This is a genomic window from Streptacidiphilus jeojiensis, assembly GCF_042510965.1.
Lineage (GTDB): Bacteria > Actinomycetota > Actinomycetes > Streptomycetales > Streptomycetaceae > Streptacidiphilus > Streptacidiphilus jeojiensis.
In genome coordinates this window covers 56,403-79,616 of sequence record NZ_JBEUKS010000002.1, presented here as the reverse complement: position 1 = coordinate 79,616, position 23,214 = coordinate 56,403, and the positions used below count along the sequence as shown (strand labels likewise).

General features: G+C 72.5%; 23 protein-coding genes. 6 read left to right on the top strand and 17 right to left on the bottom strand.

From position 1 onward, the window contains the following. Nucleotides 1-28 precede the first annotated feature (28 nt). Together ABUW04_RS06280 and ABUW04_RS06275 are read right to left on the bottom strand one after the other, a co-directional pair. Nucleotides 29-928, bottom strand: coding sequence for a redox-sensing transcriptional repressor Rex (locus tag ABUW04_RS06280; RefSeq protein ID WP_030261052.1), 900 nt, complete (start codon nt 926-928; stop codon nt 29-31). 357 nt (nt 929-1,285) lie between these two features. Further along, the gene (locus tag ABUW04_RS06275; RefSeq protein ID WP_030261049.1) at nt 1,286-1,573 is read right to left on the bottom strand and encodes a glutaredoxin family protein; all 288 of its coding nucleotides are present in this window, start codon (nt 1,571-1,573) and stop codon (nt 1,286-1,288) included. A gap of 53 nt (nt 1,574-1,626) precedes the next feature. Here ABUW04_RS06275 and ABUW04_RS06270 point away from each other — a divergent pair, with 53 nt between their 5' ends. From ABUW04_RS06270 to ABUW04_RS06260, 3 genes are all read left to right on the top strand, one after another. Beyond that, a complete protein-coding gene (locus ABUW04_RS06270; protein WP_030261046.1) occupies nt 1,627-2,538 on the top strand; it encodes an HAD family hydrolase in 912 nt (303 codons plus the stop codon). Nucleotides 2,539-2,906: 368 nt separating this feature from the next. Further along, the gene (locus ABUW04_RS06265) at nt 2,907-3,719 is read left to right on the top strand and encodes an ECF subfamily RNA polymerase sigma factor, BldN family (RefSeq protein WP_380520898.1); all 813 of its coding nucleotides are present in this window, start codon (nt 2,907-2,909) and stop codon (nt 3,717-3,719) included. Nucleotides 3,720-3,947: 228 nt separating this feature from the next. Beyond that, entirely contained in the window at nt 3,948-5,180 is a 1,233-nt protein-coding gene (locus ABUW04_RS06260; protein ID WP_030261041.1) for a DUF5667 domain-containing protein, read from the top strand. Between the two features lie 93 nt (nt 5,181-5,273). Here ABUW04_RS06260 and ABUW04_RS06255 read toward each other — a convergent pair whose 3' ends face one another. From ABUW04_RS06255 to ABUW04_RS06225, 7 genes are all read right to left on the bottom strand, one after another. Beyond that, the gene (locus ABUW04_RS06255) at nt 5,274-6,530 is read right to left on the bottom strand and encodes a lysophospholipid acyltransferase family protein (protein ID WP_380563503.1); all 1,257 of its coding nucleotides are present in this window, start codon (nt 6,528-6,530) and stop codon (nt 5,274-5,276) included. Then, a complete protein-coding gene (locus ABUW04_RS06250; RefSeq protein ID WP_380563502.1) occupies nt 6,527-7,624 on the bottom strand; it encodes an NAD-dependent epimerase/dehydratase family protein in 1,098 nt (365 codons plus the stop codon). The genes ABUW04_RS06255 and ABUW04_RS06250 overlap by 4 nt, the downstream gene beginning before the upstream one ends. A gap of 187 nt (nt 7,625-7,811) precedes the next feature. Next, entirely contained in the window at nt 7,812-7,910 is a 99-nt protein-coding gene (locus tag ABUW04_RS06245; RefSeq protein WP_003948845.1) for a 30S ribosomal protein bS22, read from the bottom strand. Between the two features lie 263 nt (nt 7,911-8,173). Then, entirely contained in the window at nt 8,174-8,383 is a 210-nt protein-coding gene (locus ABUW04_RS06240; RefSeq protein ID WP_030261033.1) for a helix-turn-helix domain-containing protein, read from the bottom strand. Between the two features lie 125 nt (nt 8,384-8,508). Further along, on the bottom strand, nt 8,509-9,381 hold the full coding sequence (locus tag ABUW04_RS06235) for a phosphatase (RefSeq protein ID WP_380563501.1): 873 nt from the start codon (nt 9,379-9,381) through the stop codon (nt 8,509-8,511). 59 nt (nt 9,382-9,440) lie between these two features. Then, on the bottom strand, nt 9,441-10,631 hold the full coding sequence (locus ABUW04_RS06230) for an acetoin utilization protein AcuC (protein WP_380563500.1): 1,191 nt from the start codon (nt 10,629-10,631) through the stop codon (nt 9,441-9,443). Continuing rightward, complete coding sequence (locus tag ABUW04_RS06225) at nt 10,628-11,827, bottom strand: MFS transporter (protein ID WP_380563499.1); 1,200 nt, start codon at nt 11,825-11,827, stop codon at nt 10,628-10,630. The genes ABUW04_RS06230 and ABUW04_RS06225 overlap by 4 nt, the downstream gene beginning before the upstream one ends. Before the next feature lie 174 nt (nt 11,828-12,001). Here ABUW04_RS06225 and ABUW04_RS06220 point away from each other — a divergent pair, with 174 nt between their 5' ends. Further along, nucleotides 12,002-13,459 (top strand): M23 family metallopeptidase, encoded by a 1,458-nt coding sequence (locus ABUW04_RS06220; protein WP_380563498.1) that lies wholly within the window; start codon nt 12,002-12,004, stop codon nt 13,457-13,459. Between the two features lie 22 nt (nt 13,460-13,481). On the opposite strand, the gene ABUW04_RS06215 is transcribed toward ABUW04_RS06220, so the two are convergent. The 3 genes from ABUW04_RS06215 to ABUW04_RS06205 all read right to left on the bottom strand — a co-directional run bounded on the left by ABUW04_RS06215 (nt 13,482) and on the right by ABUW04_RS06205 (nt 16,029). Beyond that, on the bottom strand, nt 13,482-14,132 hold the full coding sequence (locus ABUW04_RS06215) for an HAD family hydrolase (RefSeq protein WP_380563497.1): 651 nt from the start codon (nt 14,130-14,132) through the stop codon (nt 13,482-13,484). 41 nt (nt 14,133-14,173) lie between these two features. Beyond that, nucleotides 14,174-14,983, bottom strand: coding sequence for a pyrroline-5-carboxylate reductase (gene proC, locus ABUW04_RS06210; protein WP_380563496.1), 810 nt, complete (start codon nt 14,981-14,983; stop codon nt 14,174-14,176). 116 nt (nt 14,984-15,099) lie between these two features. Continuing rightward, a complete protein-coding gene (locus ABUW04_RS06205) occupies nt 15,100-16,029 on the bottom strand; it encodes a proline dehydrogenase family protein (RefSeq protein ID WP_380563495.1) in 930 nt (309 codons plus the stop codon). 120 nt (nt 16,030-16,149) lie between these two features. Here ABUW04_RS06205 and ABUW04_RS06200 point away from each other — a divergent pair, with 120 nt between their 5' ends. Beyond that, the gene (locus ABUW04_RS06200; RefSeq protein WP_030254159.1) at nt 16,150-16,611 is read left to right on the top strand and encodes a hypothetical protein; all 462 of its coding nucleotides are present in this window, start codon (nt 16,150-16,152) and stop codon (nt 16,609-16,611) included. 30 nt (nt 16,612-16,641) lie between these two features. Here ABUW04_RS06200 and ABUW04_RS06195 read toward each other — a convergent pair whose 3' ends face one another. The 4 genes from ABUW04_RS06195 to ABUW04_RS06180 form a co-directional block, all read right to left on the bottom strand. Beyond that, nucleotides 16,642-17,139, bottom strand: a complete 498-nt coding sequence (locus ABUW04_RS06195) for a hypothetical protein (RefSeq protein ID WP_380563494.1) — start codon at nt 17,137-17,139, stop codon at nt 16,642-16,644. A gap of 71 nt (nt 17,140-17,210) precedes the next feature. Further along, nucleotides 17,211-19,055, bottom strand: coding sequence for a dihydroxy-acid dehydratase (gene ilvD, locus ABUW04_RS06190; protein WP_380563901.1), 1,845 nt, complete (start codon nt 19,053-19,055; stop codon nt 17,211-17,213). A 197-nt stretch (nt 19,056-19,252) separates the two neighbouring features. Continuing rightward, complete coding sequence (locus tag ABUW04_RS06185) at nt 19,253-20,059, bottom strand: sugar phosphate isomerase/epimerase family protein (protein ID WP_030254153.1); 807 nt, start codon at nt 20,057-20,059, stop codon at nt 19,253-19,255. Nucleotides 20,060-20,453: 394 nt separating this feature from the next. Next, nucleotides 20,454-21,389: a Ppx/GppA phosphatase family protein gene (locus tag ABUW04_RS06180; protein ID WP_030254152.1), complete on the bottom strand. Its 936-nt coding sequence runs from the start codon at nt 21,387-21,389 to the stop codon at nt 20,454-20,456. 137 nt (nt 21,390-21,526) lie between these two features. Here ABUW04_RS06180 and ABUW04_RS06175 point away from each other — a divergent pair, with 137 nt between their 5' ends. Then, nucleotides 21,527-22,345: an AIM24 family protein gene (locus ABUW04_RS06175; RefSeq protein ID WP_030254150.1), complete on the top strand. Its 819-nt coding sequence runs from the start codon at nt 21,527-21,529 to the stop codon at nt 22,343-22,345. A 39-nt stretch (nt 22,346-22,384) separates the two neighbouring features. On the opposite strand, the gene ABUW04_RS06170 is transcribed toward ABUW04_RS06175, so the two are convergent. Beyond that, on the bottom strand, nt 22,385-23,200 hold the full coding sequence (locus ABUW04_RS06170; RefSeq protein ID WP_380563493.1) for a heme ABC transporter ATP-binding protein: 816 nt from the start codon (nt 23,198-23,200) through the stop codon (nt 22,385-22,387). Nucleotides 23,201-23,214 lie beyond the last annotated feature (14 nt).

Below are 23,214 nucleotides of genomic sequence, written 5' to 3'. Positions count from 1 at the left end.
GCACCGGCACGACTCGAGTTCACGCTGTTCACGCCGGCATCACCGCCGGCAGCTCGCCGTCCTCGCCGCGGTCCGTCGCCGGGGCGGCGGCGGACGGGGCTGAGGCGGGCGGGGCCGCCTTCCCCCGAGCGCGGCGGGAGACGGCACGGGCGGCGGCGGCCGCAACAGCCTTGGCCCCACCGGACGCACCGGCCCCAGCACGTGACACTACTGCGGGCGGCTCGTCCGTGAGGTGGTCCTCACCGGACTTTCGCTGTTCGTGGAAGGCCAGGATCTGAAGCTCTATCGACAGATCGACCTTGCGCACATCGACCCCGTCCGGCACCGAGAGCACCGTGGGGGCGAAGTTGAGGATGCTGGTGACCCCGGCCGCGACCAGCCGGTCGCAGACCTGCTGGGCCGCGCCGGGCGGGGTGGTGATCACTCCGATGGAGACGTGCTCCGCCCGGATGATCTCCTCCAACTCGTCCATGTGGCGCACCGGCAGCCCGGCGGCGGTCTGCCCGGCCAGCGCCGGATCGGCGTCCAGCAGCGCCGCGACCCGGAAGCCGCGGGAGGCGAACCCGCCGTAGTTGGCCAGCGCGTGGCCCAGGTTCCCGATGCCGACGATGACGACCGGCCAGTCCTGGGTCAGGCCCAGCTCGCGGGAGATCTGGTAGACGAGGTACTCGACGTCGTAGCCGACACCGCGGGTGCCGTAGGAGCCGAGGTACGAGAAGTCCTTGCGCAGCTTGGCCGAGTTGACCCCGGCGGCGGCGGCGAGCTCCTCGGAGGAGACGGTCGGCACCGAGCGCTCCGAGAGCGCGGTCAGGGCACGCAGGTAGAGCGGCAGCCGCGCGACCGTCGCATCGGGAATGCCCCGTCCGCGAGTGCGCCTGGGGGCGTCTCCCGAGGACGGAGTGGCTGGGGTGGGACGTCCAGTTGCCACGGTGCTCCTGTGGATACTCCAATTCTCCGGTGAACGGCCCCCGGTACGCCCGCGGCTGCGACACGGTGGAGTGGCACCTGTGGCGAGCCGTGGACGAGCGGTGGCCGTGCGGAGAAGCTGGGTGCAGCTTGGCTGCGAACGACAGGCTATGCGTTTGTGAACGTGTGCACAAAGATAGTGTCCGTTTTGTCCCCACCGAGTGACGCGCATCACGCACACCATGCGGCCACCTCCTCGGGATCCGGGAACCGCACCCTGCGGTGTCCTCCGCCCCCCGGCGCAAACCGGTAGATGGTAAGCACACCGACCTCGGATCGCCCAAGCCGCCGACCGGCCGGGCCGCGGGCCCCGGGGCGGTTATCCGCCGAGCGCCCGGCGCAGCCGGGTCTCGTCCACCTTCCAGAAGTCGTGCTGGCGGCCGTCGATCAGGGTCACCGGAATCTGCTCCCAGTACTTCCGGTGCAGTTCGGCGTCCTGGTTGATGTCCAGCTCCTCCCAGGTGAAGCCAAGCTCCTCCGCGAGCCCGAGCACCACCGCCCGTGCCTCCTCGCAGAGATGGCAGTCGGGTTTGCCGATCAGCGTGACCAGATGATCGGCGGGACTCTTGCGGGGCTCGCGACGCAGCAGAGGGCTCACGCCCACCATTCTGCCTTCCTGTCGATACCGGCCCGCAACGGTTCGCTGGCTATGCTCGCCATATGCCCAGGCTGCGAAGGCTCCCACAGGAGAAGCGTTCCTCCACCGTGCTGGCGGGTACCGCCGCCGCGGAGGCGGCCGACGCCGCGGCCGGACCGACCGCGGCAGCCGGGACGCCCGAGCAGCCGGCACCGGTCCAGGACCCGCACGGCGCCGCCTTCTTCGACTGCGACAACACCATCGTCCAGGGCGCGGCCATCTTCTACCTGGGCCGCGGCCTCTACAAGCGGAAGTTCTTCAGCCACCGCGAGCTGCTGCGCTTCGCCTGGCAGCAGGCCTACTTCCGGCTGCACGGGGCCGAGAACGCCGGGCACATGGCGGACGCCAAGGAGAGCGCGCTGTCGATCGTCCAGGGCCACCGGGTCGACGACCTGGAGCGGATCTGCGAGGAGATCTTCGAGGAGTACATCGCCGAGAAGATCTGGCCCGGCACCCGCGCGCTGGTGCGGATGCACCTGGAGGCGGGCCAGCGGGTCTGGCTGGTCACCGCCGCACCGCAGGAGGCGGCCCGGGTGATCGCGGCCAGGCTCGGGATGACCGGGGCGCTGGGCACCGTCGCCGAGGCGCTGGGCGGGATCTACACCGGGCGGCTGGTCGGCGAGACCCTGCACGGCCCGGCCAAGGCCGAGGCGGTGAAGGCCCTGGCCGCGCGCGAGGGCCTGGACCTGGCGCGCTGCGCGGCCTACAGCGACTCCGCCAACGACATCCCGATGCTGTCGCTGGTCGGGCACCCCTACGTGATCAACCCGGACGCCGAGTTGCGCCGGCACGCCCGCGAACAGGGCTGGCGGGTGCGGGACTTCCGCACCGGGCGGAAGGCCGCCAGGATCGGCATCCCGGCCGCGGTCGGGATCGGCGCGGCCGCCGGCGGTACCGCCGCCGCGGTGGCACTGCACCGCAACCGGCAGCGCTGACCAGGCCGTCCGGCTGACAACTTCTGATCGACCGACCCACTCGAAAATTCATGGGTTGGTTGACGCGCTCCCAGGGAAACGGGCGTCTTACGTTCGCCCCCCGCTGACATCCGGTCAAAATCGGACAAAGTCCTAGCGATCCCGCTCGACATCGCCGATCACATTGTGTCATCAAGCTGTAACAGATGTGACTGAAGCGGCAATTTCGGCAACACGGTGTAGCCGTTGTTGCACGAAGCGTTATCCTCGTCAAACGCACGCCGGAGCCCATGTGTCCCACGCTGGGCGAGCGGGCCGCACTGTTCGCCGCACACCACGGCGTGCGCTGCAACAACTAGATCTGCAACAGTTCTGCCTCTGGGAGTCCCGTGTACCCACACGTCCGGAACGACGCGCCTGCATCCTCCCTGGCCCCCGCCGGCGGGGGCCTGGAGCTGCTGCGCACCCTGGTACGCGAGCAGCACTTCGGTCCCTTCACCGCCCTCTCCGTCGCCGGTGTCGGTGGTGCCGACGGTCCGCCCTACCGCCAGGCCACGCCGCAGCGCACCTCGGTCGCCCTGCGCACCCGCACCTCCCCGGCCTCCTCCCGCACCAGGAACGCCGGCTGGGACCGGGAGGACACGCCCTCCAGCGCCGACAACCCGATCATGCGACTGGTGGAGCGGGCCCAGGACGGCGACAGCGACTCCTTCGGGCAGCTGTACGACCACTACTCCGACACGGTCTACCGCTACATCTACTACCGGGTCGGCAGCAAGGCCACCGCCGAGGACCTCACCAGCGAGACCTTCCTGCGCGCGCTGCGCCGGATCGGCACCTTCACCTGGCAGGGCCGGGACTTCGGCGCCTGGCTGGTCACCATCGCCCGCAACCTGGTCGCCGACCACTTCAAGTCCAGCCGCTTCCGGCTGGAGGTGACCACCGGCGAGATGCTCGACTCCAACGAGTGCGAGCGCAGCCCGGAGGACTCGGTGCTGGAGTCGCTGTCCAACGCCGCGCTGCTGGAGGCCGTGCACCGGCTGAACCCGCAGCAGCGGGAGTGCGTGCGGCTGCGCTTCCTGCAGGGCCTGTCGGTGGCGGAGACCGCACGGATCATGGGCAAGAACGAGGGCGCGATCAAGACCCTCCAGTACCGTGCCGTGCGTACACTGGCCCGGCTGCTGCCCAGCGACGCGAGATAGCCGCTCAGAACAGATGATCCGTCACTTCTTCGCCGCAGGGCATGATCGCGGAAGCGTAACCGAGCGTCCCCTCCGCTCGTTGCGCACGGTGCAAGGACCTTCAGGTCCCCCGGCGGAGCGCTCCGGGACCTCCGGATCCCTGCGTCACCCTTTGGGGTGGTCCCAGGCACGACTGCGCAACCGTCCGGTCGGCCGAGTTGTCGACAACGACGAGAGGAGGTGCTGCCCATGACAGCCAACGTGCTCGAGCACCGCAGGGCGAGAGCCTTCGCCGACGCTGTGGAGGACCGCCCCGGCACCGCGGTTCCCATCGGGGCGCCGCACCAGGAACCGGCCGGCGAGGGTCAGTTCACCGAACTACTGGCGGCCGTGGACGCACTGGGCGCCCTGCCGCCGCCGGCTCTCGACCCCACCGTGAAGTCGACCCAGCGCGCCCTGCTGATGGCCGAGTTCGAGCGGGCCTTCGCCGGTGGCGGCGGTGCCGCCGTCCCCGGCCAGCGCAGGGGCGCGCACCGGGCCACCGAGGCCGCCCGCAGGTTCCGTCCCGGCTCGCGCTGGGGCCGCCGGCTGGCGTACGGCGGACTGGCCGCCGGGGTCGCCGTGGGCGCGCTCGGCGGGGTCGCCGCGGCGAGCTCCTCGGCCCTGCCCGGCGACTCGCTCTACGGGATGAAGCGCGGTCTGGAGAACTGGCAGCTGGACTTCGCCGGCTCCGACGCCGCCCGCGGGCGGCTGCTGCTGGACCAGGCGTCCAACCGGATGTCCGAGGCGCAGCAGCTGATGGCGCACCAGAGCGAGGGCGAGAGCCTCAGCCCGCACCTCGCGGACGAGGTCTCCCGGGCCCTCACCGACATGAACAGCGAGGGCAGCCAGGGCCGCGAGCTGCTCAAGGCCGTCTACCGGCAGGACCACACCATGGCCCCGCTGCAGCAGTTGGCCTCGTTCGCCGACTCGCAGCAGCAGCGCCTGCACGCGATCGAGCCCCGGCTCGGTGGCCAACTCGCCGGGCCCACCGGTCAGGTGCAGAGCCTGCTCGACGGAATAAGCCAGGACATCGCCCCGCTGCAGCAGCTCCTGCCGACGCCGGGCGGCAGCGACGGTACCGCGGCCCTGCCGAGCGGCGGCACCGGTACCGGCGCGACGCCGAGGGCCGGCGACAGCGGCTCCCCGGGCAGCAGCGCCGCGCCGAGCGGTGCCACCGTCTCCGGGACCGGCAGCACCAGCGGCACCGGCAGCAGTGCGACCCCGACCGGCAGCACCACCTCCGGCACCGGCAGCAGCGGCGGTCTGGTGCAGAACCTGACGGGTGGTCTGCTCAACGGCAGCACCCCGTCGGCCACCCCCTCGGCGACGAGTTCGGCCGCGGCCACCGGCAGCGCCTCGGCCAGCCCGGCGGGCAACGGCGTGACCGTGCCCCCGCTGATCCCCGGGCTGCTGCCGAGCATCGGCATCGGCCTCAGCTGAGCGACAGCAGGATTGGCTCCAGGAGTGGTTCGGGGCCCGCAGCCTTCCTGGCTGCGGGCCCCGAACCATTCCCGTCCTGCTGGTGGAACCCTGCTAGAAGAACACCGAACGCCGCTGCACCAGCAGCTTGTAGAGGGTGTGCTGCACCGTCTCGCGGACCTCGTCGGTGAGGTTGAACAGCAGCATCGGGTCGTCCGCCGCCTCCGGCGGATAGCTGTCGGTCGGGATCGGCTCGCCGAACTGGATGGTCCACTTGGTCGGCAGCGGCACCGCGCCCAGCGGGCCCAGCCAGGGGAAGGTGGGCGTGATCGGCACGTAGGGCAGCCCGAGCAGCCGGGCCAGCGTCCTGGCATTGCCGATCATCGGATAGATCTCCTCCGCGCCCACGATCGAGCAGGGCACGATCGGGACCCCGGCCCGCAGCGCCGAGGAGACGAAGCCGCCGCGTCCGAAGCGCTGCAGCTTGTACCGGTCGGCGAAGGGCTTGCCGATCCCCTTGAAGCCCTCCGGCCAGACGCCCACGATCTCGCCCAGCTCCAGCAGCCGCTGCGCGTCCTCGTTGCAGGCCAGGGTGTGCCCGGCCTTGCGGGCCAGCTCGTTGACGCCGGGCAGCACGAACACCAGGTCGGCGGCGAGCATCCGCAGGTGACGGTGGGTCGGGGTGTGGTCGTGGATGGCGACCTGGGTCATCAGCGCGTCCAGGGGCAGCACCCCGGAGTGGTTGGCGACGACCAGCGCACCGCCCTTCTCGGGCAGGTTCTCGGCGCCGCGCACCTCCAGCCGGAAGTACTTCTCCGCCAGCGGGCGCACCGCACTCAGCAGCACCTTCTCGGTGAGCTCGGGGTCGAAGCCGAACTCGTCGACCTCGTACTCCCCGGTGAGCCTGCGGCGCAGGAAGCCGAGTCCGCCGGCGGCCCGCTCCTCCCAGCCCCGGCCGAGCAGCCGCCCGGCGAGGCCGCCCAGCGGCCCGGCCAGGGCGTGGCCTACCGCGTCGGCCACCGAGTCCGCGACACCGCGCCCGGGCGTCCGCTCCGGCGGCGCTCCGGCGGCCTCCGACACGGGCTCAGGTCCCGTCCCGGCCCCGGCTCCGGCCGGCTCGGTCCCGGGCGCCGGCACAGGCTCCGGCCCGGACTCCAGCCCTGACTCCGTCCCGGGTTCCGCTCCGGCCAGGACCGTCGGGTCCGCCAGTTCCTCGGTACGCCGCTGTGCGGCCCGGCCGCCGCGCGCACCGCGGCCGTCCCGACCGGCCCGTGAGCCGCGCCCGGTGCCGATGGGGATGACCTTGGCCCGCGCCTCGCCGTCGCCCGCGGGCCCGCCCGCCGTGCCGGCCTGCTCCCTTGCCGAGCTCATCGCCTTTTCCCTCCGCCGTCAGGCAGCGCGGTGACCCGCAGCTGCGCGGCCACCTTCGAAGTCCAACCGGCCACCTGCTCCGGGCGCAGCAGCCCCGGCCTGCCGCTGCCGGCCACATCGGCCAGCGCCTGCTCGGTGGTGTAGCCGGGGCGGTAGCCGAACGTCTCCCGGAGCTGGGTGGTGTCGACCACCCGTCCGTGGGTGAGCAGCCGCATCTGTTCCGGCGAGAAGTCCAGCAGCCTGGTCTGCCGGGCCAGTCCGGCCATCCAGCTGACCGCGGGCAGCAGCATCGGCACCGTGGGCCGACCGAGCCGCCGGGCGGCCTGCGAGAGCACCATCACGCCCTCGCCGGCGACGTTGAAGGTGCCCACGTTGGTGGTTCCGCGCCGGGGGTCCACCGAGGCCAGCCGCAGCACCTCCACCGCGTCGTCCTCGTGGACGAACTGCAGCCTGGGGTCGTAGCCGAGCACGGTCGGCAGCACCGGCAGCGCGAAGTAGTCGGCGAGCGGGGTGTCCGCGTGCGGTCCGATGATGTTGGCGAAGCGCAGCACGCACACCGCGACGTCGGGGCGGCGCCGGGCGAAGCCGCGGACGTAGCCCTCGACCTCGACGGCGTCCTTGGCGAAGCCGCCGCTGGGCAGCACCTTGGGCTGCATCTGCTCGCTGAACACCGCCGGGTCGCGCGGCGCCGAGCCGTACACGCTGGTCGTGGACTTGACCACGAGCCGCTGCACACCGGCCGCCTTCTGCGCCGCGGCGAGCAGCTGCATGGTGCCGATGACGTTGGTCTCCTTGACCGTCGACCGGCTGGTCGAACCCAGGGCGGTGGTGCTGACGTTGAGGTGCACCACGGTGTCCACGCCGTACTGGGCGATCACTCCGGCCACGGTCGGGCGGCGGATGTCGGCCCGGACGAACCGGTACTCGGCCAGGTCCGCGAGCCGGTCCGGATCGGTGGTCCCGTCCAGGTCGTGCGCGGAGGGCTGCAGATCGACGCCGACGACCAGGTCCACGCCCGGCTGCCGGCGGATCGCCTGGACGTAGCGGCTCCCCAGGTGCCGGGCCACTCCGGTGACGAGCACGACCTTACCCAACGGACAGTCCCTTCCCGCCTCAGGCGCGGAGGTCCCCGACCCCCCTGGGCGACCTCTCCCTGTGGAGACTACCTGTCGCCTGTTACCTGGCAATGTCGACACCTCGCGCAACAACGCCGCTGCCCGCCCCGACGGATGTCGGAACGGGCAGCAGCGGAACCCGGAGGCCGGGCGAGACCCTGTGGGCCTACTTCTTGTTGCGACGCTGGACGCGCGTGCGCTTGAGAAGCTTGCGGTGCTTCTTCTTGGCCATACGCTTGCGACGCTTCTTGATGACGGAGCCCATAGAAACCCTCACTCACTGGACAAAACCCGCAGAAGCGGGCTGGACATGCCCGCGGAGCGGGACCTGGGTCCAAACGACTGACGTAAGCCACCAGCGTACCGAAACCTCGCCCCAGGACGTAATCCGGCTCCCGGGCAGCAGCCCGGCCAGGGGCAGGAGCCCCTGGCCGGGCTGTCGTTGGCGCTGCGCTGTGCTTCTGTATCGCATGCTTCTCTGGCTCGCATGCTCCTGCCTGGCGCTCCGACCGGATGGCCGACTCGCTCCTACGCGGTCTCCCGTCCCACGTAGGACTCGCGAAGGTAGTCGTGGACCGCCTGCTCCGGAACCCGGAAGGAGCGGCCTACGCGGATCGCAGGCAGCTCGCTGCTGTGCACCAGGCGGTACACGGTCATCTTCGACACTCGCATCACCGAGGCGACTTCCGCCACGGTGAGGAAGTTGACCTCGTTCAGAGGCCGCTCTCCAGACGCCATGACAACACCGACCCTTATCCGTGTGACGGGCACCGGCTTCCCCTCCGGTGACTCCAGCCAGCACACGCGTATACCCAGAGTAGGTGCGGGTGGTACCAGTGGGAAGAGGGGGGAGGGGCCCGAGATTACCGAGACATACCAGCCTGTTGCAGTACGTAGGCGCTCAGCAGTTCGTAGCAGTCCGGTCGCACACCGTCGTCGAGCGGAACCGCCGCCGCGACCATCCCCTCCGCCTCGGCGACGAACACCCCCGGGTCGTTGGAGTCCGCCAGGCCGATCGAGGTGACCCCGAGCCGGCCGGCCCCGCAGGCCCAACCGTGGTCCCCGAGCAGCAGGTCAGGACGGGGCTGACCAGCCTCGGCGAGTGCGGCCAGGGCGATCCTGACCGGCTGCGGCGAGTGGGTGTGGACGGGGTCGGAGAGCTCGCCCCGGGCGGCGGCACCGCCTTCCGCGGGCACTGCTGCGGAGGGCGACACTCCACTCGGGGGTGCTCCTTCATACACCCTCACGACTCCCACCCGCTGCACGTAGTCGAGCGAACAGGAGCGCTCGCCGTGTACCGAGTGCATCAGGAAGTCACGTCCGTGCGCCGGAGTGAGCACAGCGCATCCGGCGGCCTCCAGCGCATCCCCGAGCGCCGAGTGGAACCCGATGAGCTGCCCGGGGTGCCCGGTGCCCATCAGGACCGAGCCGCCGCGCTCGGCGGTGCGGGCCACCACGACGGCGACGGCGTCCAGGGCGTCGATGGTCAACTGCGGGTCGATGGTGTCCTGGCCCTGCCGATGGTTCCGGTCGGGCGAGACCCCGGCCCGACGCGCCATCAGCGCCAGCACGTCGTCCTGGGTCCACTCGCCCTCGGGATCCAGGCCCAGCAGCACCCACGGGTCGCGGCGGGCGAAGCGGGCGTACTTGCTGAGGTTGTCCTCCCTGGGGGTGGCGACCTCCCCGGCGATCCGGCTGTCCAGCAGATGGGCGTGGAGCTCCTCGGCTTTGATCACGGCACCAGTGTTCCAGCGGGGAGCGGCCGGTGACAGACCCTCAGGCGGGCCCGGGAGAGTCAGGGCAGCAGCCCGTGGTGCGGGAAGACCGCCCTGCGGGTCGCCAGCACGGCCTGGTCCAGGCGGTCGGCCGGGTCGTAGCCGCCGTCGAAGTCCTTCCAGGTGGCCGCCATGCCGTCGGTCATCCGCTGCGGGGCGTTCTGCCGGGTGCGGCGCATCACCTCGGCACGCCACTCCTCCGGGGTCTCCTGCTCCGGCGCGACGGGGTGCCCGGCGGCGATGGCCACCAGATGGGTCCAGGAGCGCGGCACGACGTCCGCCACCGCGTAACCGCCGCCGCCCAGCGCCAGCCAGCGCCCGCCGGCGTGCTCGTCCGCCAGCCCGGCCAGAGCGGCCGCCACCACCCGCTGGGCGTCCAGGCTGACGGCCAGATGAGCCAGCGGGTCCTCCACATGGGTGTCCGCGCCGTGCTGGGTGACCAGGGCCTGCGGCCGGAAGGCGGCGAGCAGTCCGGGCACCACGGCGTGGAAGGCCCGGAGCCAGCCGGAGTCACCGGTGCCGGCCGGCAGCGGCAGGTTGACGGCCGTGCCCTCGGCCTCCGGGCCGCCGGTCTCCTCGGCCCAGCCGGTCTGCGGGAACAGGGTCCGCGGATGCTCGTGCAGCGAGATGGTCAGCACCCGCGGGTCGTTCCAGAAGGCCTGCTGCACGCCGTCGCCGTGGTGCACGTCCACGTCCACGTAGGCGACCCGCTCGGCGCCCAGCTCCAGCAGCCGGGCGACGGCGAGGGCGGCGTCGTTGTAGACGCAGAAGCCGGACGCCTTACCGGCCATGGCATGGTGCAGCCCGCCGGCGAAGTTGACGGCCCGTCCGCCCTTCTCCCACACCGCCTCGGCGCCGGCCACCGACTGCCCCGCGATCAGCGCGGAGGCCTCGTGCATGGCCGCGAACGCCGGGTTGTCCTCGGTGCCGAGCCCGCGCGACAGGTCCGGCACCCCGCCCCCGGCCACCTCGCGCACCGCGGCGACATAGCCCGGGTCGTGCACCAGCGCCAGCGTGGAGTCCCCGGCGGCCGGGGCCGAGCGCACGGTGACATTGGGCAGCCGGTCCAGCCCGAAGGCCCGCACCAGCGACATCGTCAGCGCCAGCCGGACCGGGTCCATCGGGTGGCCGGGACCGAAGTCGTAGCGGGTGACGTCGTCGTCCCAGAAGAGGTCCAGGGTGCGCTGCGGCGGAGGCTGGTGCAGGGTCATACCGCCACGGTATCGGCCTCCGCGAGCTGCACGGCCGGTGCCCCGAACGACTTGGCGACCAGCAGGATCAGCAGCACCAGCACCATCGGCACCAGCATCGCCCATCGGTAGTCCAGTCCGACGGCGATACCGCCGACCAGCGGCGAGCCGACCAGGAAGCCCACGTAGTTGAAGATGTTGATCCGCGCCACGGCCGCGTCGGAGGCGCCCGGGAACAGCCGCCCGCCGGCCGCGAAGACCTGCGGCACCACCACGCTGACCCCCAGGCCGACGACGGCGAAGGCCACCACCGCGGTCCACTGCTCGGGGGCGACGGAGACCAGGCCGAAGCCGACGGCGCAGACGATCGCGCCGAGGCTGACCGTGCGGACGCTGCCCCAGCGCTGCACCCGTCCGTCGCCGAAGGTCCGGCCGAGCAGCATCACCACCATGTAGGCGGCGTACGGGATCGCGTACATGTGCTTGGAGGTGTGCAGCAGGTCCTGCATGTACTTGGCGCTCCAGTTGGAGACCGTCGCGTCGGCGATGTACGCCACGCACATGGCCAGGCAGAGCGGCAGCAGCGGCTTCCAGGGGATCGACCGCGCGGCGGCCGCGGCGGCCTCCTCGACGGCGTGGCCGAGCTCGTGCGGCCCGGCGTACCAGACGCTGGCGACCACCACGACCGGGATCGCCAGCGCGGTGGTGGTGCCGAACAGCGACAGCTGGGTGAAGCCGGTCGCGGCCAGCAGGGCGCCGATGATGCCGCCCAGGCTGTAGGAGGCGTAGAAGCCCTGCATGATGCTGCGGCCGTAGCGGTGCTGCAGCGCCACCGCCGACATCGCCTGGCTGGCGTCCAGGCCGCCGACCATCAGCCCGAAGGCGCCCAGCGCGACGGCGGCCTCGGCCATGTTGTCGCCCGCGCCGACGCCCAGCAGGGTCAGGCAGACCAGCGGCTGGACGATCCGCAGCACGGCCCGCGGCGAGGTCTTCTTGACCACCCACTCCATGGAGATGGAGCCGACACCGGCCAGGATCGGCACCGCGGCCAGGAACACCGGCAGCAGGTTGTCGCTGATCCCGTACTGGGTCTGGATCGAGGGGATGCGGGTGACCAGGAGCGCGAACACCGCCCCCTGCGCCAGATAGCTCACCAGCAGGGCGATCCGCGCGCGGCGCAGCCCCGTCGGGACCTCCGTTGTCCCTGCTGACGACATGTGTCGCACCCCTACTACTCACTGGTATCCGGCCGATTGGCGCGAGCGTACGGACTCCCCCTCTGTTCCGGAACCCCTTCCCGTCAAAAGATCGCAAGCCGCAACCAGCGTCGCTCCCGCTCCGTACCCCACTCGTTACCTACGGTGATAGCACGACCGTAGAAAGAGGATCACTTGAGCACCCGCGACCGACTCCTCTCCCCCCTGCTGGCCCAGCTGCGCCGCAACGTTCCGGCCGATCCGGTGCCGCAGGCCCTGGTCACCGCCTTCACGGCGGAACAGCTGGACCCGGAGCTGTTCAGCCCGGAACTGCTGCGGCGGGTGCCGCTGGAGCGGCTGCAGGCGACGGTCGACACCCTGCGGGAGCGCCACGGCGCGGTACGGGGCGTGCGCCGACAGCGCGAGCTCTACCTGGTGCAGTTCGCGCAGGGCGCGGAGCCGGTTTGGGCCGAGACCACCCCGGACGGCCGCCTGACCTCCCTGGTCACCGGCCCCGGCGCACTGACCGCCCGCAGGGGCGGCGTCCCCTCCCAGACCCGCATCGTGGTCCCGTCCGCACCCCCCAGGGGCGCGGGGAACTGCGCGCCCAGCCACGCAGCCGCCGCACCCGAACCCCCCGAGCAACCCTCCACCCCCACCACCACTCCCGCTCCCACCCCCTCCCGCACGCCGCAGGCGACCACACTGACCCGGCTGGTGCTGGCCTACCTCGCCGCAGCCCTCGCCGAGGCCACCCTCCCCTTCGTGAGCGGCACCGCCACCGGCTGGCTGCTGCTCACCGCCACCACCCCGGCGCTCGCCTGGTACGCCCTGCGCACCGGCCCCACCCACGCGCTCCCGCCCTGGTTCCGCGCGCTCCCCGTCGCCGCCGTCGGCCTGGCCCTGCTGGCCGGGCTGCGGGCGCTGCCGGTCTTCGGGCCCGGCCTCCGCTGGGGCGTGCCCGGCCTCCCCGAGCTGCTGATCTTCGCGGCGGTCCTCGGCCTGGCCGGCTGGACCCAGTACCGCAGCCGGCCGATCCACCCCTCCCCCAGCGCACACCCGCTGACGCTCCGTTCGCCGCTGCGCGGCGGCTGCTTCACCCTGGTCGAGGGCGGCGGCCCGGCCGTCAACCGCTACGCCCAGGAGTCACTGGCCACCGGCGCAGGGCGGCACCGCCGCCACGCCGTGGACCTGGTCCAGCTCGGCGACGGACCGCAGTGGCGCGGCCGGCGCGCCCTCGGCCTGGCCCCGGCCGGCAACGAGCGCTACGCGATCTTCGGCCACCCGGTGCTCAGCCCCTGCGACGGAGTGGTGGTGACCGCGGTGGACGGCCTGCCGGACCATGCGCCCCAACTGCTGGCCGTGGACCACCCCGAGGGCAACCACGTCGCCATCGACACCGGCCGGGCCCTGGTCGTGCTCTCCTGGCTGCGCCAGGACAGCATCCGGGTGCGGCGCGGCCAGCACCTGACGGCCGGCACCGCCGTCGCCGCCGTCGGCAACTCCGGCGACGGCGCCGAGCCCTCACTGCACCTCCGTGCGGAGACCCGTACCTCGCACCCCACCCCGGGCAGCGGCGCCGGCCTGCCGTTCCGGTTCACCGAACTGCGGGGCGACCCGCTGCGCGGCCGCCGCTTCCGGATCCCGGACTGACGGTCCGTCCGACCTCCTGCGGCTACAGCCCGAGCAGCTCAGCGGCCTCCGCCGTGTCCCGGTACAGGCCGGTCGCGTCCGCCAGCCGCTCCGCCGGGGTCAGCGCGGTGTGGCCGTAGACGTCCATGCCGGCGGCCCGGGCCGCGGCGACGCCCAGCGGGCTGTCCTCCAGCACCACGCAGCGGTCCGGGGCGACGCCCATGGTCGCGGCGGCGTGCAGGAAGAGGTCGGGGGCGGGCTTGCCCCGGCCCACGTCCTGGGCGCTGAACAGCTGCTCCTCGGTGAAGAAGCCGGACAGGCCGGTCCTGGTCAGCGCCGTGCGGATCCAGGCGTGGTGCGCCGAGGAGGCGACGCAGTAGCGCACCCCGGTCTCGCGTACCCGCTTCAGCAGTTCGGCCGCGCCCGGCACCGGCGTCAGCTGCTCCTGGAAGGCCGCGAAGACCCGGGCGTGGAAGTCCTCATCGAAGCCGTCGGGCAGCCGCGCGCCGTGGTAGCGCTCGGCGATCACGTCATGGACGGTGTGGGCGGCGGCGCCCATGAAATCGCGGTAGGAGTCCTCGACCGTGGTCGGGAAGCCCAGCTCGGTGAGGTAGTCCGCGAGCAGCCGGTTGGAGATCGGCTCGCTGTCCACCAGCACGCCGTCGTTGTCGAAGATCACCAGGTCGTAGCGCATCCGCCCAGCGTACGGGCCGGGCGGCGGCTGCTTTCCGCCGGCTACTTCCCGCCGGAGGCCAGCTCCTGGGAGCGGTTGCGGGCCGCCTCCAGTGCGGAGAGCAGGGCCGCCCGCACCCCGTGGTTCTCCAGCTCGCGGATGGCCGCGATGGTGGTCCCGGCCGGGGAGGTGACCGCCTCGCGGAGCTTCACCGGGTGCTCCCCGGAGTCCCGCAGCATCACCGAGGCGCCCACCGCGGCCTGCACGATCATGTCGGCGGCGACTGCGCGCGGCAGGCCCAGCAGGATGCCGGCGTCCGTCATCGCCTCGACCAGGAAGTAGAAGTAGGCGGGCCCGGAGCCGGACAGCGCGGTGGCCGCGTCCTGCTGCGACTCGGGCACCCGCAGGGTCTTGCCGACCGGTTTGAAGATCTCCTCGGTACGCAGCAGGTGCTCCTCGGACGCGTGCGAACCCGCCGAGATGACGCTCATCGCCTCGTCGACCAGCACCGGGGTGTTGGTCATCACCCGGACCACCGGCGTGCCCGGGGCCAACCGCTCCTCGAACCAGGCGGTCGGCACGCCGGCCGCACCCGAGATCACCAGCCGGTCGGCGCCGACGTACGGCGCGAGCTCCTCCAGCAGCGTGCCCATGTCCTGCGGCTTCACGGTGAGGATCAGCGTGTCGGCGGCCTTCGCTGCCTCCGCGTTGCCGACCGCCTCCACGCCGTAGCGCTCGCGCAGCTCCGCGGCGCGCTCCGGGCGGCGGGCGGTGACCAGCACGTCCGACGCGGGCTTGCCGGCCCGCAGCAGCCCGGAGACCAGGGCCTCGCCGATCTTGCCGGTGCCGAGGACGGCGACTCGCTGCGACATGGGGGACCTCCTGCGGAACGTGCCGACGGTGCTGCGCACATCCTCGCACCAGGCACCGACACCGGGCCCGAACCGTCCGCCAGGCGGTCAGTCCGGCGGTCAGCCCGGCGCGGCGGTCAGCGGTGCCCCAGCGAGCGGAGGAAGAAGGCCAGGTTCGCCGGCCGCTCCGCCAGCCTCCGCATGAAGTAGCCGTACCAGTCGTCGCCGTAGGGGACGTACACCCGCACCGTCTCCCCGGCGGCGGCGAGCCGGCGCTGCTCCTCGGAGCGGACCCCGTAGAGCATCTGGAACTCGTAGCTGCCCTGCGGCCGTCCGGCCCGTACTGCCAGCGCGCCCGCGATCGCGATCAGCCGGGGGTCGTGGGTGGCCACCATCGGGTAGCCCTGACCCTCCATCAGCAGCCGCAGGCAGCGCACGTAGCAGCGGTCCACCTCGGCCTTGTCCCGGAAGGCCACTCCGGCGTGCTCCGCGTAGGCGCCCTTGACCAGCCGGACCCGGGAGCCCGCGTGCAGCAGTTCGCGGAGGTCGCCCTCGGTGCGGCGCAGACAGGACTGCAGCACCACACCGGTGCGCGGGTAGTCGGCCCGCAGCTCGGCCGCGGCGGCGAGGGTGTCGTCGGTGGTGCTGTGTCCCTCCATGTCCAGGGTCACCGTGGTGCCGGCCGCCGCAGCCGCCTCGCAGACCGCCCTGGCCCGCCCCAGCGCGGCCCGGGGGCCGTCGGCCCCGAGCGCCGAGCCCAACGCCGAGAGCTTCAGCGACACCTCGGCCCGGCCGCCGGTCCCGGCCGCGCCGAGCCGGTCCAGCAGCGCCTGGTACTCGTCCCGGACGGCGTCGGCCCTGGCCGGGTCCGCGGTGTCCTCGCCGAGGTGGTCGACACTGACGTGGAGCCCGCGCACGATCAGCCGGTCGACGACCCGGAGCACGTCCTCGCGGTCCTCCCCGGCGATGAAGCGCCGCACCAGCGCCCGGGCGGGCGGTGCGGTCACCACGGCCCTGCGGGCGGCCGGACTGCGGGCCGCGGCCAGCAGCAACTGACGGGTGAGCATCTCCTCAGCGTAGGTCAGCCCGGACCGGGATCCGGGAACGGCGTGGCAGGGAACGGTGCTGGGAGAAACTCAGGGTTGTCCCCTATAGCGTTCGGCCTCGGGAAAGCGCACCGTGGAGGCATGACTAGCAGTGATGTCTCATCCCGCGAATCGAGCCAGCTTGCCGTCGCCTCGGCCACGCACGGCCCCTGGCGGACCGCGGGTGTCGTCGGCGTGGTCGGCGGCGCGGCCACCTTCGGCCTGGAACTGATCAGTCTGCACTGGTCCCTGGGGATGCTCGCCTGGCCGGCCAGCGTCACCCTGTTCCTGTTCTTCCTGATCGGCGGTGCCGGCTCGATGGTGAGCAAGAGCGGCGACCGCAGGCTGCGCCGCTGGGCGGCGGAGCACCCCTGGCAGACCGCCGCTGTCCCGGCCGTCGGCCTCTTCGTCACCAACACCATCACCCAGTTCATCCTGAGCAGCGACGGCGTGTTCATGAGCATCTTCACCGCGCTGTGGCACGCGGCCATCCTGGGCGCCATCGTCGGCGTCGTCGGCTCGGTCGCCGGCGCCCGCCGCAGCAGCGGCGGCAGCAGCTACTGACGCCACCCGCGGGCGGGGTCGGCGGACCGGTCAGCGCCGCTTGCGCTTGCCGCCGCTGCCCGCTGTGGCGGGGGTGCGGCGGCGGGCGTGGGCGGCCAGGGCGAGTTCGTAGCGGGAGCGCTTCTCGGCCTCGCCCGGGGCCTCGACCAGGCTCCGCAGGAAGTACGCGACCAGCATCCCGACGAAGCCGATCAGCAGCATCGGGCCGATGGACTTCTCGTCGGCCATCCAGCCGTCGAGCGAGGCGCGGCCCTTGCTGAGCAGGGTCCAGGTGCGGATCGCTGCGACGCAGGTGCAGATCGCCACGGCGACCACCAGCAGTGTGTCCACCAGGGATCCGGCGGCCGAGACGAAGACCCCCTGCACCCCGAGGCGCATCAGCAGCGCGCCGGCGCCCGCGGCGACCAGCGCGCCGAGGCTCACACCCACGCGCCGCAGCCAGTAGCCGCTGTCATGGGTGACCCAGCCGGTACCGAAGAAACGGATCGGCTCGGGCTGGGGGGACGGACGCTCTGCTCTCTCGGACACAGCACCGATTATGCGGCAGCGGCTCGGCGGTCCCCTGGAGGGGACCGCCGAGCCGCTGCCGGTGGTGTCGCTCAGCCCAGCCGGGAGACGTCGCGGACCGCGCCCTTGTCGGCGCTGGTCGCCATCGCCGCGTAGGCCCGCAGCGCCGCCGAGATCTTGCGCTCGCGGGACTTCGGCCGGTAGCCGGTCCCGGCCTCCAGCGCGCTGCGGCGCGCGGCCAGGTCCTGCTCCGAGACCTCCAGCTTGATGGTCCGGGCCGGGATGTCGATGGTGATCAGGTCGCCGTCTTCCACCAGCGCGATGGTCCCGCCGGAGGCCGCCTCGGGCGAGACATGGCCGATCGACAGGCCGGAGGTGCCGCCGGAGAATCGCCCGTCGGTGATCAGCGCGCAGGCCTTGCCCAGCCCGCGCCCCTTGAGGAACGAGGTCGGGTAGAGCATCTCCTGCATGCCGGGGCCGCCCTTGGGGCCCTCGTAGCGGATGACGACGACGTCGCCCTCCTTGACCCGCTTGGTGAGGATCGCGTCGACCGCGTCCTCCTGTGACTCGACCACCACGGCCGGGCCGGAGAAGCGCCAGATCGACTCGTCGACACCGGCGGTCTTCACCACGCAGCCGTCCACCGCCAGGTTGCCGTAGAGGATGGCCAGGCCGCCCTCGGTGGAGTAGGCGTGCTCCACGTCGCGGATGCAGCCGTTGGCCGCGTCGGTGTCCAGCGTGTCCCAACGCTCGGACTGCGAGAAGGCGCTCGCCGAGCGCACGCAGCCGGGCGCGGCGTGGAACAGCTCCACGGCCTCCGGGGACGGCGAGCCGCCGCGGATGTCCCACTGCTTCAGCCAGTCCGCCATCGACGGGCTGTGCACCGTGTGCACGTCCTCGTTCAGCAGCCCGCCCCGGTACAGCTCGCCGAGGATGGCCGGGATGCCGCCCGCGCGGTGCACGTCCTCCATGTAGTAGGAGCCGTTGGGGGCGACCTTGGACAGGCAGGGCAGCCGGCGCGACAGCGCGTCGATGTCGGCCATGTCGAAGTCCAGGCCGGCCTCCTGGGCCGCGGCCAGCAGGTGCAGGATCGTGTTGGTGGACCCGCCCATGGCGATGTCCAGCGCGACGGCGTTCTCGAACGCGGCCCGGGAGGCCACGTTGCGCGGCAGCACCGACTCGTCGTCCTGCTGGTAGTAGCGGTTGGTGATCTCCACGATGGTCCGGCCGGCGTCCTGGTACAGCGCCTTGCGGGCGGTGTGGGTGGCCAGCACCGAGCCGTTGCCGGGCAGGGCCAGGCCGATCGCCTCGGCCAGGCAGTTCATCGAGTTGGCGGTGAACATCCCCGAGCACGACCCGCAGGTCGGACAGGCGTTCTCCTCGATCCGGGCGATGTCCTCGTCCGAGACGTTCTCGTTGACCGCGTCCGAGATGGCGTTGACCAGGTCCAGCTTGCGGACGGTGCCGTCGACCAGGGTCGCCTTGCCGGCCTCCATCGGGCCGCCGGAGACGAACACCACCGGGATGTTCAGCCGCAGCGCGGCCATCAGCATCCCCGGGGTGATCTTGTCGCAGTTGGAGATGCAGATCAGCGCGTCGGCGCAGTGCGCCTCGACCATGTACTCGACCGAGTCGGCGATCAGGTCGCGGGAGGGCAGCGAGTAGAGCATCCCGGCGTGGCCCATGGCGATGCCGTCGTCCACCGCGATGGTGTTGAACTCGCGGGGGATCCCGCCGGCCTGCTGGATCGCCTCGGAGACGATCCGCCCGACCGGCTGGAGGTGGGTGTGCCCGGGCACGAACTCGGTGAAGCTGTTCGCCACCGCGATGATCGGCTTGCCGAAGTCCTCGCGGGCTACCCCGGCGGCCCGGAGGAGGGCGCGGGCGCCAGCCATGTTGCGACCGTGGGTGACCGTACGAGACCTCAGCTCGGGCACTGTGCTCATCTCCTGCGTCCGTCGTGCTCCAACTTTTCGGGGCGCGACGCCCCGCACCCCTGCGAAACCCCGGGGTGGCGAGCCGGAACCGGACCGCTCTACCTCAGCGAAGCGGAGTGTGACAGACGAGCCTACGCTCGCTGCCCGCGCCTCGGACACGCTGTCCGGAATGCGGTACGCCACACCGGGTCCCCGGCTCAGTGCCGTACCGCTCCGGCCGCGGCCAGGTGGAGCCGGGTGAAGGCCAGCGCCTCGGCCAGGTCGGCCTCGCGTTCGACCGGGCCGGGCGAGCGGCGGGTGTTGACCTCCAGCACCACATGGCCGTCGAAGCCGCTGCCGGCCAGCCCCTCCAGCAGTTCGGCGCAGGGCTGGGTGCCGCGTCCCGGGATCAGGTGCTCGTCCTTGGCGGAGCCGGAGCCGTCGGCCAGGTGGACGTGGGCCAGCCGGTCGCCCATCCGTCCCACCATGGCCAGGGCGTCGGTGCGGGAGGTGGCGACATGCGAGAGGTCGACGGTGAAGTGCCGGTAGTCCTCGGTGGTGGGGTCCCAGTCCGGGGCGTAGGCGGCGACCTCGCGGTCGCGGTAGCGCCAGGGGTACATGTTCTCCACCGCGAAGCGGACGTCCGTCTCCTCCGCCATCCGCCAGACCCCCTGGACGAAGTCCCGGGCGTACTGCCGCTGCCAGCGGAACGGCGGGTGCACCACCACCGTGGACGCCCCCAGCTTCTCGGCCGCCGCCCGGGCCCGGACCAGCTTGGCCCACGGGTCGGTGCCCCAGACCCGCTGGGTGATCAGCAGGCACGGCGCGTGCACCGCCAGGATCGGGACGGCGTGGTAGTCGGACAGTCGACGCAGCGCCTCGATGTCCTGGCTGACCGGATCGGTCCACACCATCACCTCGACGCCGTCGTACCCCAGCCGTCCGGCGATCTCGAAGGCGGCGGCGGTGTTCTCCGGGTAGACCGAGGCGGTGGACAGCGCGACCTTGGCGTCGGGGACCAGTATCGGAGTACCGAGCGCCCGGGCGGACGGGGGCACGGCGAGGGCGCGCGGAGTGACCGACAGCGTCGGCGCGGACGTGGCGGCCTTGGCGGCCGCCTTCTTGGCGACGGCCTTCTTGCCGGTGCCCGCGGCCTTCTTCACCGCCGCCTTCTTGACCGCCACGGCCTTCTTCACGGCGCCGGTCTTCCTCGCCTTCGGAGCAGCCGCCTTCGGAGCATTCGCCTGGGGAGCAGCCGCCTGCTCGGCCCGGGTGGCCCCGGCCGCGGGCTGCTCCGGCGCAGTGGTGTCGTCCGTTGGTTCCGCCACGGGAGACAGCGTATGCGTGTCCGCCCCCGGAGGGGACAGCGCCTCACCACTGCCGACATGTTCCGGACAGGTGTACGAAGTAACCCGGTGGCTACTGCTCGCCGGACATCTGGTCCAGCCTGCGCAGGATCAGCCCCTCGCGCAGCGCCCAGGGGCAGATGTCCAGTTCGTCCACCCCGAACAGGTCCATCGCACCGTCCGCCACCAGCGCCCCGGCCAGCAGCTGCCGGGCCCGGCCCTCGGAGACCCCGGGGAGCAGCGCCCGCTGCCCCGCGGTCATCGCCGCCAGCCGCGGCACCCAGGCGGACAGCGAGCCCCGGGTGAGCCTGCGCGGCAGGTAGGGGCCGTCGGCCTCACGGGCCGCGCCGGTGATCCTGGCCAGCTGCTTGAAGGTCTTGGAGGTGCCCACGAAGCGGTCCGGGGAGCCCAGCCGGACCACCTCGGCCACGGTCCTGGCGATCTCCGCACGGACATGGCGGCGCAGCCGGCGGACGTCCTCGGCCTCCGGCGGGTCCCCCGGGAGCCAGCCGGCGGTGAGCCGGCCCGCGCCCAGCGGCAGCGAGACGGCCGCGTCCGGCTGCTGGTCCAGGCCGCAGGCGATCTCCAGCGAGCCGCCGCCGATGTCCAGCAGCAGCAGCCGTCCCGCCGACCAGCCGTACCAGCGGCGGGCGGCGAGGAAGGTCAGCCGGGCCTCGTCGCCGCCGGACAGCACCTGGAGCTCGACGCCGGTCTCCCGCTGGACCCGCTTGAGCACCTCCTCGCCGTTGGCGGCCTCGCGCACGGCGGAGGTGGCGAACGGCAGCACCTCCTCGACGCCCTTGTCCTCGGCGACCCGCATCGAGGAGGCGACCATCTCGACCAGCTTCTCGACGCCCACCTCGCCGATGGCGCCGTCGGCGTCCAACAGCTCGGCCAGCCGGAGTTCGATCTTGTGCGAGTAGGCGGGCACCGGGGCAGCACCGGGGTGCGCGTCCACCACCAGGAAGTGGACGGTGTTGGATCCCACGTCGAGTACGCCGAGTCGCATAATGCGCCACGGTACGCGACCGCGGGAGGGCCATCATCCCGGGGCGGGCCGCCGTCCACGGTGGGCACCGGCCAGGAACGGCGGGGCCGCCCGGTACGTTCACCGGTGGACCGGTCCGTCCCCCTAGGAGATCCGCTGTGGCCCTGCAACTCCAGATCGTCGGCAACGCCATGCAGATGGCCGTCGTCCAGCTCCAGCCGGGACAGACGGTCTACTGCGAGGCGGGGAAATTCCTGTTCAAGACCGTGAACGTGAGCATGGACACCCGGATCTCCGCCCCGAACGGCAACCAGCAGGGCGGCGGCGGCCAGGGCGGAGGCGGCGGCATGGGCGGCATGCTGCGCCAGGCCATGGGTACCGCGATGCAGGCCGGACAGCGGATGCTGGCCGGCGAGAGCATCGCGTTCCAGTACTTCACCGCCCAGGGCGGCGAGGGCACGCTCGGCTTCGCCGGGACGCTGCCCGGCGAGATGCGGGCGCTGGAGATAACCCCCGGACGGGCCTGGCTGGCCGAGAAGGACGCCTTCGTCGCCGCCGAGTCGGGGGTGAACTTCGGGATCGCCTTCTCCGGGATGCGCACCGGGATGTCCGGCGGCGAGGGCTTCATCCTGGAGAAGTTCACCGGCCAGGGCACCGTGATCATCGCCGGCGCCGGCAACTTCATCGACCTGAACCTCTCCGACTTCGGCGGCAAGCTGCAGGTCGACACCGGCTGCATCGTCGCCTTCGAGGAGGGCGTGCGGTACGGGGTCGAGCGGGTCGGCCGGATGAACCGACAGGGCGTCATGAACGCGATGTTCGGCGGCGAGGGGCTGTCGCTGGCCACGCTGGAGGGCAACGGCAAGGTGATCCTGCAGTCGATGACGCTGGAGGGTCTGGCCAACGCGCTGCGCAAGGCCCAGGGCGGCGACAAGGAGGGCGCCACCGGCGGGCTGTTCTCCACCCGCGTGCAGTAAGGGCCCCAGCCCCTGCCCGCTGCCCCTGCCGCCGAGTCCTCAGCGCAGTGGCAGCACCATCGGGGCCGCGCCAGGCCGCGGGTGCGGCAGCACCTCCACCGCGCAGCCGTAGACCTCGCTGAGCCGTTCCCCGTCCAGCACCTCGCCGACCGTGCCGTACCCGGCCAGTCCGCCGCCGTGCAGCAGCGCCAAGCGGTCCGCGTAGGCGGCGGCCAGGCCCAGGTCGTGCAGCACCACGACCACCGCGTCCCCGGCCGCCGCCCTGGCCCGCGCGGTGCGCAGCACCAGCTCCTGGTGGCGCAGGTCGAGTGCGGCGGTGGGCTCGTCCAGCAGCAGCAGCGGGGCCTGCTGGGCGAGCACCCGGGCCAGCGCCACCCTGGCCCGCTCGCCGCCGGACAGGTCGGTGTAGGGACGGTCGGTGAAGGCCGCCGCATCGGCCTCGGCCAGGGCCCGGGCCACGGCGGCGTCGTCCTGCTCCGGGCTGCTGATCCCGGCCCAGGGCGCGCGGCCCATCTGGACCACCTCGCCGGCCGGGAACGGGAAGGACAGCGGCGAGGCCTGCGGCAGCAGCGCCCGGTGCAGGGCCAGCTCGGCGGGGCGATAGGAGTCGAGGGGCCGTCCGCGCAGCAGCACCCGACCGGCCGTCGGGGCGAGGTCCCCGGCCAGCAGCGCGAGCAGGCTGGACTTCCCGGCACCGTTGGGGCCCAGCAGCGCCAGCAGTTCCCCGGCGCGGATCCGCAGGTCGATCCGGTCCAGCACGGTCCGTCCGGCCCGCAGCAGCCCCGCCCCGGAGACCTCGGCGACGACCGCGCCCGGGGTCGGCCGGAACGGAGCCGTACGGTTCTGGCCACGCATCGTCAGAAACCTTC